The 21126-nt window shown below is 58.1% G+C and carries 19 protein-coding genes and 1 riboswitch; of the genes, 10 read left to right on the forward strand and 9 right to left on the reverse strand.

The window, feature by feature from the left end:
- Positions 1-2: 2 nt before the first annotated feature.
- The 6 genes from J7447_RS28135 to J7447_RS28160 form a co-directional block, all read right to left on the reverse strand.
- Positions 3-1223: an NAD-dependent epimerase/dehydratase family protein gene (locus tag J7447_RS28135; RefSeq protein WP_055654679.1), complete on the reverse strand. Its 1221-nt coding sequence runs from the start codon at positions 1221-1223 to the stop codon at positions 3-5.
- Between the two features lie 144 nt (positions 1224-1367).
- Entirely contained in the window at positions 1368-1655 is a 288-nt protein-coding gene (locus J7447_RS28140) for an acylphosphatase (protein WP_022998281.1), read from the reverse strand.
- 73 nt (positions 1656-1728) lie between these two features.
- Entirely contained in the window at positions 1729-2619 is an 891-nt protein-coding gene (locus J7447_RS28145; protein ID WP_228930207.1) for a DMT family transporter, read from the reverse strand.
- 86 nt (positions 2620-2705) lie between these two features.
- Positions 2706-2879: riboswitch (FMN riboswitch) on the reverse strand.
- Between the two features lie 77 nt (positions 2880-2956).
- Positions 2957-4249, reverse strand: a complete 1293-nt coding sequence (locus J7447_RS28150) for a diguanylate cyclase (protein WP_209171579.1) — start codon at positions 4247-4249, stop codon at positions 2957-2959.
- Positions 4250-4359: 110 nt separating this feature from the next.
- A complete protein-coding gene (locus J7447_RS28155) occupies positions 4360-5013 on the reverse strand; it encodes an HAD family hydrolase (protein ID WP_031268327.1) in 654 nt (217 codons plus the stop codon).
- A 116-nt stretch (positions 5014-5129) separates the two neighbouring features.
- A complete protein-coding gene (locus J7447_RS28160) occupies positions 5130-7142 on the reverse strand; it encodes an acetyl/propionyl/methylcrotonyl-CoA carboxylase subunit alpha (RefSeq protein ID WP_209171580.1) in 2013 nt (670 codons plus the stop codon).
- Between the two features lie 224 nt (positions 7143-7366).
- Between J7447_RS28160 and J7447_RS28165 the strand changes: the two genes are divergently transcribed.
- The 3 genes from J7447_RS28165 (at position 7367) to J7447_RS28175 (ending at position 8909) form a co-directional block, all read left to right on the forward strand.
- Positions 7367-7843: a hypothetical protein gene (locus J7447_RS28165; protein ID WP_022998276.1), complete on the forward strand. Its 477-nt coding sequence runs from the start codon at positions 7367-7369 to the stop codon at positions 7841-7843.
- Positions 7844-7963: 120 nt separating this feature from the next.
- Positions 7964-8434: a hypothetical protein gene (locus tag J7447_RS28170; protein ID WP_062488565.1), complete on the forward strand. Its 471-nt coding sequence runs from the start codon at positions 7964-7966 to the stop codon at positions 8432-8434.
- A gap of 163 nt (positions 8435-8597) precedes the next feature.
- Entirely contained in the window at positions 8598-8909 is a 312-nt protein-coding gene (locus tag J7447_RS28175) for a hypothetical protein (protein ID WP_022998274.1), read from the forward strand.
- A gap of 117 nt (positions 8910-9026) precedes the next feature.
- Here the strand turns inward: J7447_RS28175 and J7447_RS28180 are convergent, their stop codons facing one another.
- Entirely contained in the window at positions 9027-10559 is a 1533-nt protein-coding gene (locus J7447_RS28180; RefSeq protein WP_055654686.1) for an acyl-CoA carboxylase subunit beta, read from the reverse strand.
- A gap of 320 nt (positions 10560-10879) precedes the next feature.
- Here J7447_RS28180 and J7447_RS28185 point away from each other — a divergent pair, with 320 nt between their 5' ends.
- The 6 genes from J7447_RS28185 (at position 10880) to mgtE (ending at position 17896) form a co-directional block, all read left to right on the forward strand.
- Complete coding sequence (locus J7447_RS28185; protein ID WP_062488563.1) at positions 10880-11830, forward strand: OmpA family protein; 951 nt, start codon at positions 10880-10882, stop codon at positions 11828-11830.
- 468 nt (positions 11831-12298) lie between these two features.
- On the forward strand, positions 12299-13723 hold the full coding sequence (locus J7447_RS28190; protein WP_031268326.1) for a circularly permuted type 2 ATP-grasp protein: 1425 nt from the start codon (positions 12299-12301) through the stop codon (positions 13721-13723).
- Between the two features lie 9 nt (positions 13724-13732).
- Positions 13733-14683 (forward strand): alpha-E domain-containing protein, encoded by a 951-nt coding sequence (locus J7447_RS28195; RefSeq protein ID WP_022998270.1) that lies wholly within the window; start codon positions 13733-13735, stop codon positions 14681-14683.
- Between the two features lie 28 nt (positions 14684-14711).
- Positions 14712-15530, forward strand: a complete 819-nt coding sequence (locus tag J7447_RS28200) for a transglutaminase family protein (RefSeq protein WP_022998269.1) — start codon at positions 14712-14714, stop codon at positions 15528-15530.
- Positions 15531-15662: 132 nt separating this feature from the next.
- Complete coding sequence (locus tag J7447_RS28205) at positions 15663-16394, forward strand: proteasome-type protease (RefSeq protein ID WP_022998268.1); 732 nt, start codon at positions 15663-15665, stop codon at positions 16392-16394.
- Positions 16395-16471: 77 nt separating this feature from the next.
- The gene (gene mgtE / locus J7447_RS28210) at positions 16472-17896 is read left to right on the forward strand and encodes a magnesium transporter (protein WP_075282986.1); all 1425 of its coding nucleotides are present in this window, start codon (positions 16472-16474) and stop codon (positions 17894-17896) included.
- Between the two features lie 36 nt (positions 17897-17932).
- On the opposite strand, the gene J7447_RS28215 is transcribed toward mgtE, so the two are convergent.
- Both J7447_RS28215 and J7447_RS28220 read right to left on the reverse strand, forming a co-directional pair.
- Entirely contained in the window at positions 17933-18706 is a 774-nt protein-coding gene (locus J7447_RS28215; protein WP_075282987.1) for an ATP12 family protein, read from the reverse strand.
- On the reverse strand, positions 18706-19386 hold the full coding sequence (locus tag J7447_RS28220) for an HAD-IA family hydrolase (RefSeq protein ID WP_209171581.1): 681 nt from the start codon (positions 19384-19386) through the stop codon (positions 18706-18708). Before J7447_RS28220 ends, J7447_RS28215 begins: the two co-directional genes overlap by 1 nt.
- Positions 19387-19787: 401 nt before the next feature.
- Here J7447_RS28220 and J7447_RS28225 point away from each other — a divergent pair, with 401 nt between their 5' ends.
- A complete protein-coding gene (locus tag J7447_RS28225) occupies positions 19788-21077 on the forward strand; it encodes a tlde1 domain-containing protein (protein WP_209171582.1) in 1290 nt (429 codons plus the stop codon).
- Positions 21078-21126: the final 49 nt, after the last annotated feature.

Here is a 21126-nt window from a genome sequence, read left to right on the forward strand (position 1 = left end):
CCTCAGGAGACGGATTTCAGACGCGGATGTTCCGGATCCCGTTCAATCTCGTCGGCAATTTCCTTGGTCCAGGCGGACACTGCCGGTACGCGGCTGCGGTCGACGCGGTAGGCGAAGTTCTTCGCGACGTCCACCACCTCGCTCAACAGGCCTTCTTCCAGCGTGATCGGATTGAGGCCCAGTTCCAGGAACTGCTTGTTCTCGACAACCAGATCGTTTTCTGCCGCTTCCTTGCGCGGGTTTGGCAGATAGGCAACCTTCGCGCCGGTAAGGCGGGAGATCAGTTCTGCCAGATCCCGCACCCGGTGGGTCTCGGTCATCTGGTTGAACACCTTGACCCGGTCGCCCTTTTTCGGCGGGTTCTTCAACGCCAGTTCAATGCAGCGAACCGAATCCTGGATATGGATGAAAGCCCGTGTCTGGCCACCGGTGCCATGAACCGTCAGCGGATAGCCGATGGCTGCCTGGATCAGGAACCGGTTCAGAACCGTGCCATAGTCACCGTCATAGTCGAACCGGTTGATCAGCTGTTTGTGGCGAAGGGTCTGTTCCGTATGCGTACCCCAGACGATCCCCTGGTGCAGGTCGGTGACCTTTAGCCCGTCGTTCTTGGCGTAGAACTGGAACAATAGCTGATCCAGGCACTTGGTCATGTGATAGATCGAGCCGGGGTTGGCCGGATAAAGAATTTCCTGAGCCGCTTTGGAGCCGTTCAGGGTCTCGACGTCAACCGACAGATAGCCTTCCGGAATTGCCGCGCCGACACTGGAATAGCCGTAGACGCCCATAGTGCCGAGGTGGACAAGGTGCGCATCGAGATCCAGCTCCACCATCGCGTTGAGCAGATGGTGCGTGGCATTGACGTTGTTGTTGACCGTGTAGTTCTTGTGCTGATCCGATTTCATCGAATAGGGCGCAGCGCGCTGTTCGGCGAAATGGATGATGGCATCTGGCCGGTTCTCAGCAAGCCAGGCCTTGAACACTTCGTAGTCGCGGGCAATATCGATCAGGTGGAACCGGATTGTATTGCCGGTTTCCTGCTTCCAGATCCGGGTGCGTTCCTGGATCGAATCCATGGGCGTCAGCGATTGCACGCCTAGTTCGGCATCGATCCAGCGACGGCTCAGATTGTCGATGATATGAACTTCATGGCCCTGATCCGACAAATGCAAGGATGTGGGCCAGCCGACAAAACCATCACCGCCAAGTATCGCAATCTTCACTGAACATCTCCCGGTTTCACGTTTCGGCACCGACCGCGCGGCGCCGATTGCTTCATCTGAAAGATCAGATCATTGCGATATTTCCGTGACAACTCAACTTCGAATGTCGCGATTGATATAGAAAAGACGATTGGCCACAGCCGCTTAAGCCGTATCGCGCACCTCAAAGGCACCCGAGCAGGGCTCTACCGGCTCAAGGTCCTTGACCAGGTTTACCCTTGCAAGAGACGGCCCATGCCAGAGCACATCCAGCATGTCGACAACGGTATCGGACGGGCCTGAAAACACGGCTTCGACCCCACCGGAGCTGAGATTGCGCACCCAGCCGGCCAGTGCCCTGTCTTCAGCTTCACCCGCACACCAGGCGCGGTACCCAACACCCTGGACCCTGCCCTCAATCAGCACGTGAACGGTCAATGGATCGGCGGTCATTCAGGTCTCCGAAGTTCGCGATGCTGCAAAAGCTTAGTGCAAACCTGCCTGTTCGCAAACGCCTGCGTGTGCTTCAGGCTGTGGACACTTGCGTGTCGCGCTTCTGCTCGTCCAGCATGACCAGCAGCGACGCACCGACAATCACCAGCGCTCCCGGCCAGAATGCACCGCTCGGGGCAAAACCGAAAGCGAAGAAGCCGACCGCGATATTCAGCGGAAGCTTCAGGTGGTCGAAAGGCTGCACGAAAGCCGCATCGGCCTTCTGGTAGGCAAGGGTCAACAGGTAGTTTGCCAGCACCGTCAGGGCGCCGGCCCCAACGAGCAGCCACAGCGCCGGACCGGTTGGCACGATACCGCCCTCTCCCAGGGCAAGCAGTGCATTGACCGGTGTCAGGAGCAGCAGCAGGTAGATGGTGATGGAATCGGCATCTTCAGTTGCAGTCAGCTTTTTGGTGACGAGCGAAGTTCCTGCCCAGAATGCAGCTGCCCCGACCGGCAAAAGTGCTGCCAGGCTGAAGCCTTCCGTCCAGGGCTCCAGAATCACCATGCCGCCGGAAAAGCCCGCCAACGTCGCGAGCCACCGGATCAGGCCAACCCGTTCCCTGAAGAACAGCTTGGCGCCAATGATCACGAAAAACGGCGAAGTCATCACCAAGGCGATTGCCTGCCAGATCTCGACCCGCGCAAGACCGGCGACCCACAACTGGATCCCGATCACCGCAAGAACACCCCGCGCCAGATGCCACCCGATCTGATGTGTCTTCAAGGCGGAAAAGCCGCGCCGCAGGACGAATGGCAGGCCAACGAGAAGGCCCAGCGCATATTGCCAGAAGGCCGCGGACGTTGACGGCACGCCCAGTTGCATGGTCGAGGCCTGCAGGGCGCCGTTCACGATGGCAAACGAAGCCCCTGCCCCGATCATGGCAAGTGCGGCGAATATAGGCTTCTTCGAATTGGTCGACATGGGCGTCCTATCTGCGATCCGTTCCGTCATCGTTCAGAACAGTCTCAAAAGACACACGCCCACCGGCCATCAACAAATGGCGGCGGTCAAGTTCTCTCTCATCCGGACTTTCGGGCGGCTTCGCTTGACGCCACCTCAACCGTCGGCTCCGGCATCTCACCGGATCTGCTGACCTTCGAACATTTTATCCGAAGCGCTCGCGGGCTCCGGGTTTCCCCGATACCGCCGGTGGGGAATTTCACCCCGCCCCGAGAACTGCTCTCCAAGAGCTTTCAGTATCCCTGAAATAGACAGGATGCAATAGTGGAAACATGCCCAAAGGCACGTCAACGGCACATCAGGCCACGCAAACCCGATTTCTGCCAGCCTGCTTGGCGCTGTATAGCGCTTCATCAGCCCTGGCGATGGTCTGGCTGATTTTCTCGCCGTCACGAACGGTGGCAGCCCCTATGCTGACCCGCATCGAGATGAGCTGCTGATCATGCAAGTGGGGCACGGTTTCGACGGCCTTTCGAATGCGCTCGGCGATTTCGAACGCCTCATTGAGGTCGCACCCTTCCAGCAGGCAATAGAACTCTTCACCGCCCGCCCTTGCAAAGATATGCGGCTCTTGAAGTTCACGTTTCAGCAGGCCGACAAGATGATTGAGCGCTGCATCGCCGCAAGCATGACCGTATCGATCGTTGATCAGTTTGAAATGGTCAACGTCCAGCACAAGGATGGACAGGCTGGCTGACGTCTTTTGTGCCCGTTCCTTTGCTGCAGCTGCCAGCTCGAAAAACCTGCGACGGTTGTAGGCCTCTGTCAGGGCATCGCGCTCTGCTGCCCACTTGAGCTGCTCTTCCAGACGTTTGCGTTCAGTGATGTCGAGCATGGATCCAGCAAGGCCGTTTACCTCGCCGGAGACCCGATCACGGGTAACAGCCTTATGGAAGGTCACCGTTCGGCGCTCACCATCAGCATAGCAAACGTCCGCCTCATAGATCTGAACACCCCCCTGCTGCATCAGCTCTTCGTCGGCCGCTTCATAGACCTTTGCCAATTCAGCTGGTGCTACGTCATAAACACTGGCGCCGTTCACCTTGCTGGCCGGCAATCCGATAAACGCTTCAAAAGCCTTGTTGCAGCCGCTGTAGATGCCGGCCCGGTTCTTGAAGAAGATGGGTGAAGGCAGGTTGTCGATTGCTGACTGAAGGTTATCCCTCTCAATGGCGAGATCGCGGCATTTGCGGAACAGCCCACCCTGCCGCGCGATCACGAGTTCCGCGCGTTTAAGGGCAAGCAGCAGAAGGTCCGTGTCGTCGGCGTCGACAACATCATCCACACCGCCTTCCAGCAATGTCAGCTGAGTTTTTGCTGCCAGTTCTCCCGACGAACAAGCGATGATGAGGGTCGTATCCCGTATTCTGTGAAAATCGCAGGTCGGCAATTCCCCCGTCGCCCCGACATCCAGAAGACAAACCTGAAACGGGCAAGAGGATAGCGGCTGGACAGTGACCTGGTGCAGGACGTAACCGGCTGGAATCGACGGCGGCGGTCTTTTGGCAGGCGAATAATACCCGACGTCAACCGCCTTTTCAGACGGTACCGACGTATTTTGGGTATCCGTTGCATGCATCCGTTCTGCCAAGGCGCACTCCTTTGAGCTTAACCTACGGGAAAATCGATAAATTCGGAGTTAAGAAAGTTTGCCGGCAGCAAGAAGCCACTCTCATTGCCGCAGTGTCGGAATGGACGCCATTAGCGGGTCGCGAAATACGCGGCTATGTCTTGAGGCCTATCTGCTATCAGTACCGGATTTTCGGCGGCCAATTCTTCACGGCTACCGTAGCCCCACAAAACGCCAATGCCTGCCACTGCGTTAGCGTTTGCTCCGACAAGGTCATGCTTGCGATCACCAACCATGACCGTCTCCGACGCCTGGATGTTTTCCTCGCTCAGGATATGCGCGATCAGCTCGGCCTTCGCGGACCGCGTGCCGTCCAACTCCGCACCGTAGACCTTTCCGAAAAAGTCCATCAGGCCGAAATGCTCAACGATCCGACCTGCGTAACTATGGGGTTTTGAGGTACAGACGTGAAGAAGAAACCCGTCTTTCCTGAGTGTTGTCAGCAGTTCGGGAATACCCTCGATCAGGGAATTCTCGAACAGTCCCGTTACCGTGTAGCGCTCGCGGTAAAAGGCTACGGCCTGATCCAGCACAGCCTTGTCTTCCGATCCCAGAAGAACCTTGAAGCTGTCCCAGAGCGGCGGCCCGATGCACCAGCGCAGCTCTTCCACATCAGGTGCCTGCCCACCCATCTTTTCAACCGCATACCCGATTGAACGGGTGATGCCTTCAAAGGGGTCAGTCAGGGTTCCGTCCAGATCGAACAGAATGGTCGAAGTCGTCATGATGCCCCGCAACGTATTGAAAAAGAAAGCGGCCTGGACCGGATGGTCGCAGGCCGCTGAATATCGGCAGTATCCGATGCCTGTCAATCAGGCTGCGTTAGGCGCATCACCCCGGATCAGGAAAACTCCATGATCACGGCGTCTACGGCAAGACTGTCGCCGGGCGTTGCCTTGATGGCACTCACGACACAGTCGCGTTCCGCTCTCAGCACGTTTTCCATCTTCATGGCCTCAACGACGGCAAGCTGCTCACCTGCCTTGACTTCCTGTCCTTCGGCCACCGCGATGGACACCACCAGACCAGGCATCGGGCACAGCAGCATCTTCGACGTGTCCGGCGGCAGCTTCTCCGGCATCAGGGCATCCAGCTCGGCAATCCGCGGTGTCATCACTTTCGCGACCACGGAATAACCCTGCCAGTCAAGGCGGTAGCCACCGCGCAGGGTCCGGACCTGCACTGTCACATCCTTCGCGCCGACCTTGCCCGACCAGAGCGGATCACCTGGTGCCCAGTCAGCCTCCACATTGACAACGGGGCCATCGCCGATCGCGACATCAATTTCGACAGGCGTCCCCGGATACCCGGCAGCAAGCCGGATCGGAACATAGGTCTTGTCGAGCTTGATCACCCAATCTTCGCGGATGGCACCGGAATGGGCCCGCAACCGCCCGGGCAGGTGGTCCAGACGCTCGCGTTGCAACGCCCCCATGGACAGGGCAACGGCTGCAAGAACCGCATAGGCCTCGTTGTCGGGAACTGCCGGCTCGAAGCCGTCCGGATATTCGTCTGCGATGAAACTGGTAGCCAACTCGCCCGACCGCCAGCGCGGATGGTTCATCAGCGCAGTCAGAAACGGCACATTGTGCTGAATACCGTCGACGTAAAACGCATCCAGAGCTGAACTCATCGCATCGATCGCCTCAGCCCGTGTCGGCGCATGGGTGATCAGCTTTGCGATCATCGGGTCGTAGAACATCGAAATTTCCGAGCCCTCGACAACGCCGGTATCGTTACGGACGGTAATCCCGTTGCTGGCTTCTTCCGCCGGCGGCCGGTAACGCACAAGCCGGCCAATGGACGGCAGGAAATTGCGGTAGGGATCTTCCGCATAAATACGGCTTTCGACCGCCCAGCCGTTCAGCTTGACGTCTTCCTGGGCAAGGTCCAGTTTCTCGCCGGCGGCAACGCGGATCATCTGCTCGACGAGATCGATGCCGGTGATCAATTCGGTTACCGGGTGCTCCACCTGCAGGCGCGTGTTCATTTCCAGGAAGAAGAAGCTCTTGTCCTGCCCGGCGACGAACTCGACCGTGCCGGCGCTGTCGTAGTCGACGGCCTTTGCAAGCGCGACGGCCTGCTCACCCATCTTGCGGCGCGTTTCCTCATCGAGCAGAGGCGACGGCGCCTCTTCGATGACCTTCTGGTTGCGCCGCTGGATCGAGCATTCACGCTCGCCCAGGTAAATCGCATTGCCGTGCTTGTCGCCCAGGACCTGGATTTCAATATGGCGCGGGTTTTCGATGAATTTCTCGATGAAAACTCGATCGTCGCCGAAGGAAGATGCCGCCTCGGATTTCGAGCGGGTGTAGCCATCCCGCACCTCGTCCGCATTCCAGGCGATGCGCATGCCCTTGCCGCCACCACCCGCGGACGCCTTGATCATGACCGGGTAGCCAATGTCCGCTGCAATTTCGACGGCCTGCTCCGGGCTTTCTATGACGCCAAGATAACCCGGCACCGTGCTGACCTTCGCCTCATTGGCGAATTTCTTGGATTCGATCTTGTCGCCCATCGCCATGATGGCGCGCGGGTTCGGGCCGATCCAGACAATGCCTTCCTTCGCCAGCGCTTCGGGAAAGCTGGCGCGTTCGGACAGGAAGCCATAGCCCGGATGCACGGCTTCAGCCCCGGTCTCCTTGCAGGCCGCGATGATCTTGTCGGCGATCAGATAGGATTCCGACGCCGCCGCGGGACCGATGTGAACCGCTTCGTCTGCCATTTCCACATGAAGGGCATCGCGATCGGCATCGGAATAAACCGCAACTGTCTTTATGCCCATGCGGCGGGCCGTCTTGATGACGCGACAGGCAATCTCACCACGGTTGGCGACTAGTATTTTGGAGAACATGAATTTCCACCCAGCTGGACGATTTTCCATTTTGTAGGCTGCGCCACTTTGGCACGCAACTTATCCAAAGGGCGAGACGTGATTTTGCGGATAGTTGCCCAAACACTCAAAAACAGCATGCCGCGACAAGGACCGGCCAAAGGTAGTTCCGCGGAAAAGCGTCTATTTATCCGAATTTTAATAAACTTATTGCAGGAATTACCAAGGCAATGGGGAACAAATAAATGAAACGCATCCTTTCAGCGGCAATCATTGCGAGTGCTTTACTACCAACTTCCGCACTGGCGGAGACCGCAGGCAAGTGGAAGAGCGGCGAAATCAATGGCTTTACACGTTATTGGACCACCAACAACCTTGGCGCGAACTTCGTAGTCTGGTGTCATCCGAAACGCCGGATCAACGGCACCCTGCTTCATATTGATATCGATGGAAAAATGCCGCCACCACGCAGCAGGATCAAATTGATCATGGACCGCGAGATCCTGGAGCTGCCTATCAACGAGCAGGGATACGTGGAAACGGGTTGCGCAGCGTGTTCCGACAGCTTCGGCTATGTCTGGCACCGTTTGCGGTCATCCCATTCCCTTGCGGTGAAATTCCAGGACGACAGCTATGCTGGATTTTCCCTGCGCGGCGCCCAGAAAATCATTCCCGGTAACGTTTGCCCGACCGACTGGCAGAAACAACACCCCAGGTCCTGACGCATGGCGGCCTGGCCAAGACCTTGTGGCACGCCAGGCCGCTAGATTGCTTTCTTGATTGAAGGGCTTTTAACAGGACACCTGTAATTTTCGTCGGTGACAGATTACGGAAACGGCTCGATGCGCACCGCCCTCTTTTCTTTTTTCTACCTGACACTTGCCACGAGCTTGCCGGCAATCGCAGCTGATTACGGCAAGTGGCATACCGACACGGCGTATGGCTACGAGCGCTACTGGACCGAAAGCTCATCAGGAGCACGGTTCACGATCTGGTGCCCGCCCAATCATGCCGTCAGGAACACCCTCATCGGCGTGCGCATCAAGGGTCGCAGGCCAGACCCCGGATCAACTGTCCTGGTCGAACTGGATCACAAGCTGATAAAGTTCAGGGCCGGAAACGACGGTTACATTTACAACGATTGCCCGGCCTGCTCTGACAACATGACCTATTTCTGGCACCGGTTGCGCTCTTCGGTAAAATTCGCCGTGCAACTGGAAGACAGACGCTATTCGGGCTTTTCCCTGAACGGCGTTCGAGAAGCCATGGCGGGGTCTGTCTGCTCCAGCCAGATGGCCCAGAATACGCGGTAAATTCCCGGTAGAGTTCTGACCGATGCGATTTATGTGCTCGCAATCACATTTGCGCGCCACAAGTTGGTGCACACTTCTCCTGTCACCAACTTTCCGGACCGTTCTGTTAGACTAGATCTTCAGAGCGTTCTTTCCGGTGGCAACGGCACGTCAGGAGACTTTCATGCGGAAAATGCTTCTTTGCGCAGCAGCGCTTGCCCTTCCCGGCCTTGTCATGTCGACGGCGGCCGAGGCACGTCCAGACCTTCGCAAGATGACCTGTGCCCAGGCGCAGAACATGGTGCGTCAGCACGGTGCCGTGGTCTTCACCACGGGGCAGTACACTTATTCGATGTTTGTTTCGAACCGTAGCTACTGCGACCGTAACCAGGTCCTGTTCACGCAGTTCGGCCAGACGCGGGATACACCACGTTGCCCGGTCGCGTTCGAATGCAAGGAACCGCTGTTCCCGCGCGGTCTTTCGCGTTGGGACTGACCTGACAGACAGCAAACAGGCCGGAAAATCCGGCCTGATACAATCTCGTGTGTCACTGCTGCGGACCAGCCATCGTCTTCCGGAACCGAGCGAATGAATGCAAATCGGCTCTTCTTGCTAGAGCGGAATATTGTCGTGCTTTTTCCACGGCATATCTGCCTGCTTGGACCTGAGCAGGGCCAAAGCCTTGGACACACGCCGGCGGGTGGAATGCGGACGAATGACATCGTCTATGTAGCCGCGCTCGGCAGCGACGAACGGGTTGGCGAAACGGTCTTCGTAATCCTTCGTCCGCTTGGCGATCTTCTCCTTGTCGCCGAGTTCGGACCTGTAGAGGATTTCGACCGCCCCTTTTGCGCCCATCACCGCGATTTCAGCAGACGGCCAGGCGTAGTTGATGTCGCCGCGGATGTGCTTGGAGCTCATCACGTCGTAAGCACCGCCGTAGGCCTTGCGGGTGATGACGGTGATCTTCGGCACCGTAGCTTCCGCGTAAGCAAACAGCAGCTTGGCGCCGTGCTTGATCAGGCCGCCATACTCCTGCGACGTGCCGGGCAGGAAGCCAGGAACATCGACGAAGGTTACGATCGGAATGCTGAAACAGTCACAGAAGCGGACAAACCTTGCAGCCTTGCGGCTGGCATCGGAATCCAGCACGCCGGCCAGAACCATCGGCTGGTTGGCAACGATGCCGACAGTGCGACCCTCGATCCGTCCGAAACCGGTAATGATGTTGCCCGCGAAACTGCCCTGAATTTCGAAGAAGTCGCCCTCGTCGACTGTCTTCAGAACGAGTTCCTTCATGTCGTAGGGCTTGTTCGGGTTGTCCGGAATGAGCGTGTCGAGGCTGGTGTCGATCCGCTCCGGGTCGTCGTAGTTCGTCAACTCCGGCAGGTCCGCACGATTGTTCATCGGCAGATAGTCGATCAGCCGGCGCATTTCCTGCAGGGCTTCGACGTCGTTGTCGAAGGCACCGTCCGCAATCGAAGACTTGGTGGTGTGGATCGACGCGCCGCCCAGTTCCTCGGCCGTCACCGTCTCGTTCGTCACGGTCTTCACCACGTCCGGTCCGGTAACGAACATGTACGACGTGTCACGCACCATGAAGATGAAGTCCGTCATCGCCGGGGAATAGACGTCGCCGCCTGCGCAAGGACCCATGATGAGCGAAATCTGCGGAATGACACCGGATGCCAGAACGTTGCGCTGAAACACTTCGCCGTAACCGCCAAGGGCCGCTACGCCTTCCTGAATGCGGGCGCCACCTGCGTCGAACAGACCGATGATCGGTGCCCGGTTCTGCAGGGCCATGTCCTGAAGCTTGGTGATCTTTTCCGCATGCGTTTCGGAAAGAGACCCGCCGAAGACCGTGAAATCCTTGGAGAACACGTAAACGGTCCGACCGTTGACCGTTCCCCAGCCGGTGATCACGCCGTCTCCGGGGATATGCTGCTCTTCCATGCCGAAATCGGTACAGCGGTGCTGTTTGAACATGTCGAATTCTTCGAAGGACCCTTCGTCCAGAAGAATTTCAATACGTTCACGCGCAGTCAGTTTGCCCTTGGCATGCTGCGCATCGATGCGGCGTTGCCCGCCGCCCAGCCGCGCGGTTTCGCGGCGTTGTTCCAATTCGGCCAGAACTTCTTTCATCCGGTCCTCCCAAAACTTGAGCTTGGATCACGCCGTAGCATGATCCCCCGACAGAGCCTAGTCAGCACATGGGCTTATGGGGAAACTACGCCCCATGAACCTTCCCTGACAAACGCCCACAGAAGCCGGACGAAGCGCTTGACGAATGTCAGGCAAAAGCCTTTATGGCCAAGCTTTGCCCGATCCCAAACCTGCCCTAACGTTTCCGCGCGCCGGGACAGACCAGGATCACTTCAATACGTGCCCTTTTTTGAAGCACGATTTTCAAACTCGAGAAATCTCATTTCAGGTCCAGGACCCATTCTTAACGGAGTACATTAATGTCAGGAAATTATGTTGTTGATCACCGTGACGGTGTCATCACGCTCGCGCGCCTGCAATATTTCGACGTCAGCCAGGCGAACCTCAAGGAAGATCACAAGAACTGGCTTCGCAGAAACGTCGTACCGCTGCTGAAGGGCAACGGCAGCATCAGTATCGTCGGACTTTCCAGCCGTAGCGGCAAGGCAGCCTTCAACAAGGCCCTGTCGATGAAGCGGGCAAATGCCGTTAAATCATTTCTGGAAGAATGCCTTCTGTCCAGCTTCCCGTTCGATCTGGTCGACGGTCTTGGCGAATCCCTGGCTGAAGAAATGGGTCAGGAAGACGGAGTTGAAGACGGACAGTTCCGTGCCGTGATGATTTACGTGCATTCCCTGCCGACACCGCCCAATCCGAAGGTCATCAAAACGCCCAAGAAGATGAAGCCCAAACCAAAGGCGGCTTCCACCTTGTGGGTCGGTATCGGCGAAAGCCATTCAGGCGACCTAGTTGCTGTCGGGCGGTACAACTGGAATGGACGCCTTTACCGGGCCAGCGCCGATGACAACGGCTATGTCGATTACGTAGACCTTATGGCGGACGGCTGGAAAATCGGCGGCGGCCTGGGAGGCAGTGTCGGCGGCATTGTCATCGTGGCACATGGTGTCAAGACGCCCAGCGAGTTCAACAAGAAGGGCGAATGGTCTGATTGGGACCTCGATCTGGCGATTGCCGGAAAGCTGGGGGACGTCCTCAAGGGCATCAAGGGCATCGGCAAGATCGTCAATACGATGGAGAAATACGAGGAACTGAGCCATGCCGCGATCGAACTCACCAAGAACAAGGGGTTCGTCAAGAAAGGTCTCTACACAATTCCGATGCTTGGCGTCGGTGCAGGCCTCCACGTTTGGACCGGGCGCAAATACGGCGACGTCTCGGTGATCTCGGTCGGCAGGACACTCATGCGCTAGCACCCTGTCTCCGGCCACCTATCCGCACACGCATCGGGCAGCAAATCAGATTTCGATCATGCTGCCCGACCTGCCCATCGACTGTGCATATTGGATTGAACACAACTTCTGCCTGACCGAACAAGCAGATGTTACCACTCCGGTCTGGCAGGTTTTGACGGGCAGCAGACGCCCCCGATCCGTCCCCTCGTCTTTCCCGGTGAAGCCAGGCAGCAGGGATGCCGTAACGTTCATTTGAGCCCGTCATTTTGGCGAAGTTTGCACGCGCAAGCGGCGAAAAACACCGCCTTCAAATCCTTTTTCAGTGGTCGAAAAAAATATATTCAACCTGAGGGAACCTCAGGATTTTTCGATGAATTTCAGCTCGTTGCCTAATTTGCAGGCACTGTCGCCGCGACATTGAACTTTGACACCTTTCAGAATTTTGCCATGATTGCCCAAGAACGAAGCATCGGCAAAGGGGAGGCAATGGCGGACGAACGCACTTTCTTCAATGAAATGCTCGACGAGGCCAACAAGCCGCGCCAGCCATACGCCCGGCTCGCCAAATGGCTGGAAGACAAACCAGCCAACTTTCTGACCAAGAAGGGCCGCGACGCTGAAACCATTTTCCGCAGACTTGGCATCACCTTCGCGGTTTATGGAGCGGAAGAAGCTACCGAACGGCTGATCCCGTTTGATCCCATCCCGCGCATCATCTCGGCTCCGGAGTGGCGGCGCCTGTCTGCCGGCATCGACCAGCGTGTGCGGGCTCTGAACGCCTTCCTGCACGACATCTACCATCGCCAGGAAATCCTGCGCGCAGGCAGGATCCCGGCGGAGCTCGTGCTGCAGAACGAGGCATTCCTGCCTGAAATGGCCGGGTTCACCCCTGCCCGCAAGGTCTATGCCCACATCATCGGAACCGATCTGGTCCGCGTGTCGGAAAACGAATTCTACGTGCTGGAAGACAACACGCGCACGCCTTCAGGTGTCTCCTACATGATGGAGAACCGGGAGACGATGATGCGTCTCTTCCCCGAGCTCTTTCAGAGTCACCGCGTCGCCGCCGTGGAGCAATATCCCGAGAACCTCCTGCAGACGCTGGAAAGCGTTGCACCGGATCCCTCGAAGTCTTCGCAGACGATCGTTGTCCTGACCCCGGGCATCTATAACTCCGCCTATTTCGAACACGCTTTCCTGGCTGATTCCATGGGCGTGGAACTGGTGGAAGGCCGGGATCTGTTCGTTGATGCCGGACATGTCTACATGCGCACAACGCGCGAACCGAAGCAGGTCGACGTCATCTACCGGCGTATCGACGATGCCTTCCTCGATCCACTGACCTTCAATCCGGGCAGCATGCTCGGAGTGCCGGGCCTCTTCGATGCCTATCGCGCCGGCAACGTCACCATCTGCAATGCGCCGGGAACGGGTATTGCCGACGACAAGGCGATCTATGCCTATGTCCCGGACATCATCGAGTTCTACACGGGCCAGAAACCGATCCTGAACAACGTTCCGACGTGGAACTGCTCACGGCCGGATGACCTCGCCTATGTACTGGATAATCTTGAGGACATTGTCGTCAAGGAGGTCCACGGTTCGGGCGGCTACGGCATGCTGATCGGTCCGACCGCATCGAAGCGTGAAATCGCGGAATTCCGGAAAGTCCTGGAAACCAACCCTTCCAACTATATTGCCCAGCCGACCCTGGCGCTGTCGGCCTGCCCGACGCACGTCGCTTCGGGTGTCGCCCCGCGCCACGTCGATCTGCGCCCCTACGTGCTGATCGGTGATCAGGTCCGCATCACGCCAGGTGGCCTGACACGGGTTGCCCTCAAGAAAGGCTCGCTCGTCGTCAACTCCAGCCAGGGTGGCGGCACAAAAGACACCTGGGTACTTGAGGACTGAGAGAACCAGATGCTCGGAAGAACCGCCTCTTCGCTGTTTTGGATGTCGCGCTACCACGAGCGTGCCCAGAATGTTTCCCGTCTCCTTGAGGTCGCCTGTCGTGGCGCGATCATCTCCCATTCGGGTCAGGAGGACGGAACCCACTGGACCTTCGCCCTCGCCTGCTCGGGGTGCGAGACCGGGTACAAGCAGAAATACGAGGAACTGAACGGCCGCAACGTGGCGGCCCACATGATCTTTTCCAAGGAAAACACCTCAAGCGTCCGCAGCTGCCTGGAACTTGCCAGGAACAACGCCCGTGCCGTTCGAACAGGCATCACGGCTGAACTCTGGGAAGCCATCAACACCACATGGATCGAGTTCACTGACGTGAACCCGCAATCCATCACCCAGGAAAAACTGCCGGACTTTCTTGCCTGGGTTAATCAGCGGGCGCACCTGTTCCGGGGCGCGCTGCTGAACACGATCCTGCGCGACGACGGTTATTTCTTCAGCCAGATGGGTAATTTCGTGGAACGGTCGGACAACACGGCCCGCATCCTCGACACGTACTACTGGACCCTGCTGCCGGACAGCGACATCATCGATGACGGCTCTCTGGAGCACTATCAGTGGTCCGCGATCCTGCGTGCCCTGTCCGGGCGGAGAAGCTACCGGTTTGCGTATCCGAACGCCCGACTGAAAGCGTTCAACATTGCCGAGTTTCTGATCCTCAGAACGGAAATGCCCCGGTCCCTTGCCCATTGCTACGACTGGATGGCCGATACCGCGGAAGACCTGGCCCAGTTCTATGGTTCGCGCGAACCAAGCCTGGACATGGCAGCGGACATGGCAAAAGACCTGGCTGAAAAGCAGATGCACGAAATCTATCAGCAGGGACTGCATGATTTCCTCTCGGATTTCATCAACAAAAACAATCTTTTCGCCCATCAGCTTTGCGAAGACTACAATTTCGCCTGACCCTGGAACCCCGCAGAACCGGTGCAGCATGCGACTGACTGTCAGACACACGACCCGATACCGTTACGAGACGCCACTCGCCAACGCCATGCAGCAGTTGCGCCTGACGCCCGAGGATGGCCCGAGCCAGAGAGTTGTCGAATGGTCCATCGAAGCACCCGGCATTGAACGGGCGACGACCTACAAGGACGCCTTCGGCAACCAGGTTCACATGGTGTCGCGCAGCGAGCCGATCGAGGACGTCGAGATCACCGCCAGCGGTATTGTCGAGACGACGGATACCAACGGAATTCTCGGCCACGAACCGGATGCCGGCATCCCACCGCGGATCTACACAAGGGTCACTCCGCTTACGCAATCCAACCAGGCGATCCGCAGATTGGCGGCCAACGCGGAGGGACATGACAAGATTGCCGGTTTCCATGCTCTGATGCATGCCATCCGCGACAAGGTCGACTACAAGGTGGGCGTCACCGAGACGCACGCTCCGGCCACTGCCGTGCTGGCTGCCGGAGAAGGCGTCTGCCAGGATCACGCGCATATTTTCATCGCCGCCGCACGTTCCATCGGCGTTCCGGCAAGGTACGTTTCCGGCTATCTGCTACTGGAAGACGAACAGGCTTCGGAAGCCCATCATGCCTGGGCCGAAGTGATGATAAACGGTCTTGGCTGGACCGGATTCGACATATCCAACGCAATGTGTCCGACCGATCGCTATATCCGCTTGACGGTGGGCCTGGATTCCCGTTCAGCTGCCCCTATCAGGGGGATCCGTTTTGGCGGGCTTGAGGAAAACCTGCATGTTGAGGTCGATGTGGCCCAGGCCGCGTTCCAGCAACAGCAGTAAGTGTCCTTTCAAACCGACCGAACAGGCTCACTCCAGCAAAAGATATTAAAGGGCAACCTGCGCCCTGCCTGATGGATGCTAGCCCTATAGGGGCTCCAGCAACGGGTCTTGGCGCAGTCTGAGGGCTTGGGAATGACCTATTGCGTTGGCTTGAAACTGGATCGCGGGCTGGTGTTCGCCGCGGACACACGCACCAACGCCGGTGTCGACAACATTGCCACCTTCAAGAAACTCCATGTATGGGAAGAGCCAGGCGAGCGGGTGATCACCCTGCTCTCGGCCGGCAACCTTGCCGTCACCCAGGCCGTCGTCTCGCTTTTGAGTGAGCATATCACGTCCGCGGAAAGCGACCGGGCGACGCTGATGACCGCAAAAACCATGTTCCAGGTTGCCCGCCTCGTCGGCAGTGCGGTTCGTGAGGTCAAGGCGATCGACGGCGAAGCCCTTGCAACAAGTGCGGAAAACTTCTTCGTCACCTTCATTCTGGGTGGCCAGATCAAGGGTGAGGAACCGCGCATGTTCCAGATCTATGCGGCCGGCAACTTCATCGAGGTTTGTGAAGACACGCCCTATCTGCAGATCGGCGAGCACAAATACGGCAAGCCGATCCTGGACCGGGTCACGCGTGCGGACATGCGCCTCGGTGAAGCGGCCAAGCTGGTGCTGCTGTCCTTTGACAGCACGCTGAGGTCGAACCTGTCTGTCGGCATGCCCATCGACATGTTGCTCTACAACACCGACAGCTTTTCCACCGACCGCCAGGTGCGCATCCAGCAGGACGACCCGTATTTCCAGAAACTGTCCCGGGGCTGGTCAGACAAGCTGCGGCAGGCCTTTGCCGATATTGAGGAATTTGAGGTCTGATCCGGCAGGAAACTGTCAGGCGGACGTCACAATCGATCAGTAGAAGCGGACCGGACTCTTCCGGAAAGTGAGTATCCATGAGCAATTCCAGCGACGTCGCCGAGCTTGATCCAACCGCATGGACCAGGGAGCCGGCTAACGAACCGCTGGAAATCAATGATGTTGCGCTCAGGGCCGTGCGCGAGATGATCAAGTCGGGCCAGCGCACGCAGCTGGTCGAACTGCTCAAGCGCTGGGACCCCGTCGACGTCATGCAATTGTTGACGCGGCTGCGCCTGAAACAGGCCCGCAAATTGTTCCAGTGGTTGCCGGCCAACCCGTCGATCAAGGTCATTGCTGAGCTTCGACCGGAATTCCGTTCGATCCTGATGGAAGAATCCACTCTTGAGCAGTTTCGGGATATTCTCGCCGGTCTCGATCCGGAAGACACCATCGAAATTCTCAACGAGTTTCCGGACGATGTCGCGGACGAACTGATCGCGCGCTTGCCGGATGTGGAAGACATCGCAACGCGCGGTTCCTATGCCGACGACACGGCGGGCCGCGTGATGGCCCGCAAGTTCGTCGCCCTTCCCGAAACCTGCACCGCCGGCGAAGCCGTCGCGCAGATGCGCGCGGAAGCCAGCCGCATTCGCAAGGTCTTTACGGTTTATGTGACCGATGCCGACGGCAAACTGACCGGAACTGTGGAAGTCGGCAAGCTTCTGCTCGCGCCGGCGGACGCCCCCTTGTCCAGCTTCATGAACCGCGACGTGATTGCCGTGTCCACGGACACCGACCAGGAAGAAGTGCTGCGGCTCGCCCGAAAACGCGACATGCGCACCGTGCCGGTCGTCAGCGGAGAAGGCCACCTGATCGGCCGGATCACGCCCAAGCAGTTGACACGCATCGCCTCGGATGAAGCCAACGAAGACATGCTGCTGATGAGCGGCGTTTCCTCAGAAGCCAGGTCGGATGACACGGTGCTGCGTATAGTACGCGGCCGCCTCCCCTGGCTGCTCGCCGGTCTGGTGGGGGCCAGCGTTGCTGCAACGGTGGTCGGTTCCTATGAAGACCAGTTGGCGGAAGCCGCCATCCTGGCCGCTTTCATTCCCGTCACCATGTCGATGGCCGGAAACGCGGGCCTGCAGGCCTCCGCTGTGGCGGTGCAAGGCATTGCGACCGGAGCCTTGTGGTCTGGCGATATCTTCTACCGCCTGCTGAAGGAACTGGTGGCGGCGCTCTTCAACGGCGCTATCGCCGGCACGATCCTGGGCTGTCTTGTGCTCGTGGCTTCGCTGATCGTGCCGCTGGAAGACCCGCTGCACCTTGCCCTGGCCACATCGCTGTCACTGCTGTGCGTCACCACGCTTGCGGCCATGGTCGGCGCCACCATACCAATCATTCTGGACAAGATCGGCATTGACCCGGCCATGGCCATCGGTGTCTTCATCACCTCGTCCAACGACGTCCTCGGCGTGCTCATTTTCTTTCTGATGGCAACGACGTTCTACTTGGGGTGAAGCGAATACGCTCCACCCCACATCGCAGGGAAATTGTTACGCTTCTCGCAGGATCAAAACCGCCGCGTCGAATTCCTTGCGCTTGTAGGCCCGGACGAGAGCAGCTTCCGCGTCTTCGCCCCAGCGCTCGATGTTGAAGTCCTCTTCCACATGAGCGGCCGTCCAGGCGGCATCGGCGTCGAGGTAGTCTTCCAGCAGACCAAGCCCCAGGAGCGCGGAGCCTGTCAGGCTGGTGATCGTATGGAGCGCTGCGAGGCGCATCGGGGTCAGGCCGGAAAGTCGGGCCCGATAGGCGACAAGCAGCGGTTCCGGCTGGGCAGCGTGAATGACACCTTCGATCAGCACGAAACGGCCGCCGAGCAACTCGCCTGCCCAGTCCACGACCGGATCCCACAAGCGCCTTTGGGTGTCGATAAGGCTTTGCGGATCGTCCGCGCGGTAGCACAGCGCATCATTGCCGGCAAACCGGGTGATATCGTCAGCCACTTCGCCAAACCGAATGCTGACTGCATCAAGCGCTGAATTGGAAATCCGGGTCAGCGGCATGGTGGCCGGATTGATTTCCTTCTGCTGTGCCTGCCATTCGGCGGCAACCGCTGCAGCAAGCGCCTCACTCGGCAGCAACAAGGCCGCCTTGCCCGGTGTCTTGACGGGCCTTCCGTCCAGATGGATCGCGAAACCGCCGTCCACGGCAACATGGGCTGCTTCCTTGTAGAAACGCTTAGGCAATTCGCGCCGGGAGAGTTCGCGCGCCCGCTGCTCCGGATCCTTGGCCGCATCTTCCTGCAAGGTTTCAAGAAAGTCGCGCATCACATTGTTTCCTTGTCGAAATCCAGAAGTTCACCAAGTGCCAAATCCAGCTCGGCATAGGTCTGGATGATCTTGTCTGCACCATCAGCACTCAGCCGGTCATGATCATGATACCCCCAGGCAACGCCCAAGGCATGTGTGCCGGCGGCCTTGGCCATCGCCATGTCAAATCCGGTATCACCGATCATGATGGTTCGTGTCCTGTCCGCTCCGGTCTCCGCCATTGCCCGCAGCACCATGTCCGGATGAGGCTTGGAGGGCGAGGTATCAGCTGTCTGGACGGTCACGAAGCGTCCATGCAGATCATGGGTATCCAGCATGTGCGTGACCCCACGCATCGCTTTGCCGGTGGCAATTCCAAGAAGGACATCGTCACGCGCATTCAACCGCATGATAGCCTCGCGAGCACCCGGATAAAGCGGGTCGAGATCCAACCCTTCCCTCCTGCGGGACCACTTGGCCTGTTTATAGGCGTTGGACATCACCGGGATCTTGTCCTGGTGTTCAGGTCCAACGAGATCCAGAAAAGCCTCGTCCAGCGACCGTCCGACGATTGAGAGCGCCGTTTCCCGGTCAGGCATGGGCAGGCCTGCAGCCTCGAAACCGACCTGCAGGCCCTGCAAAATGGTTTTCTGACTGTCCACCAGCGTGCCGTCGACGTCGAAGATGATCAGATACATGGGCATCCTGTGCCAAGCGAACGGAAAGTAGCCCGCATGTGCCGGGTTTTCCCCCGGGGGTCAAGAGCACATTTGACACTGCGCCGGATTGGAAGTTTTGCCGACATCTACGTCATTGATTGGTAAATTCAACAATAGGCAAAGACTTCCACAGTCTGCGGCAAATTGACGTTCAATCTTTGGATATCGCCAATTTTGAAAAACCGCCCGAAAATTGCCTCTTTAGAGTGATTACCGGTCTCTTGGCCGCTTGCATATTTATCGTAAAGAACTTGGTTACCATGATCGACGATACTGCTGCAGGCGGGTGGGCATGAACGTTTGGGGCAAGATTGTCACCAAAGGATACGAATTTGGAGCGCGGTCGAACAAGACCGGCGTAACAGAGTGGTTTTGTCTGAATGATTCAGAAGAAACAAAAGGTCGGCCTGAAGGGGCAAGCAACATCCCGGAAGACCAGCCGGACTTTTTATACGATCCTCGCGGGGGCAACTTTGGTGATATCCGGTTTGGCCGGAACCGCCACTTATCTTGGAACCTCGATCGACCCGTCTCATTTTGTCGCCGCCGGCACTGAGCCGCAGGAGAAATTGACGCTTGCGCAGACAACCCCTGCCACAGCTTCTCTTGGTCTGGCCCCGATAGCGCTGACAACGAAAAAACGGCAAAGCGCCGAAGCGGAGGCCGCTCTTGCAGCGGAAAAAGCCGCTGAACAGGCAGCAGCAATAGCTGCGAAAGCAGAAGCTGCCCTCAAGGCGGAAGCGGCGGCACTCGAGGCCGAGGCTAAAAAGGCTGCGAAGGTGGCCCTTGCCGCCAAGCTCGCAAGGCTGAAACTCGCCCAGACACTTCTGGCCCATCAAGCTGCTTCAGAAACCACAAGTGTTGCCGCGCTCGATGAACCGGCAGCCGATGGCACTGCGCCGAATGTCGAGGTCGCAGCGTTACAAAGCGTCGGCACCGCGGCTGAAGCAGAGACGAATGTTGCTGCAAAACCTGAACAGACGGCCGTGAACATTGCCATGGCTGCAGGTAATCCGGCCAAACCCGGCGCCATTCTGCCGCCGACCCCGGACATGAAACCCGAACCGCCGCGCCGCAGCGCGCCTGTGGTTGCAGAAAACCGTCCTGAAGGCAGGGAAAAGCCTGAACAAGCGTCTCCCGTTCTGGCCTATGCAACGCCAGGAAATCCCGAAGATGATGAAAACGGAGTGTTCGGCGGTCTCGGCAAATTGTTCGGCAGCGCCAAGCCCGGACTTCCCGGTGCAGGCAGCAAAATCGCCGTCTATGACATCAGCGCCGCAACCGTTCACATGCCGGACGGCACCAAGCTGGAGGCTCATTCCGGCATTGGACACCGGATGGACAATCCGAAGTTTTCGCACGTGAAGATGCTCGGCCCGACGCCGCCCAACATCTACAACTTGAGAATGCGCGAACGGCGCTTCCATGGCGTGGAGGCCATTCGCATGCTGCCGCAGGACCGTGCTGCCATGAAAGGCCGTGACGGCATGCTGACCCATACGCGTCTGCTGCGCCGCTCCATTGGTTCCCATGGCTGTGTTGCCTTCAAGGACTACAACAAGTTCCTGAACGCATTCAAACGCGGCCACGTGAAGACCTTGATCGTCGTTCCGTCGATGGAAAAGCTGCCGACCTACATGGCAAAACTTCAGCGGAGCACCGGAGCCTGACCTTGCAGGCAACTGCCGGATTGGATATGCCTTCTAAACATCCCGTTTT

The organism is Labrenzia sp. R5_0, assembly GCF_017743835.1.
In the GTDB taxonomy this organism is placed as follows: Bacteria; Pseudomonadota; Alphaproteobacteria; order Rhizobiales; family Stappiaceae; genus Roseibium; species Roseibium algicola.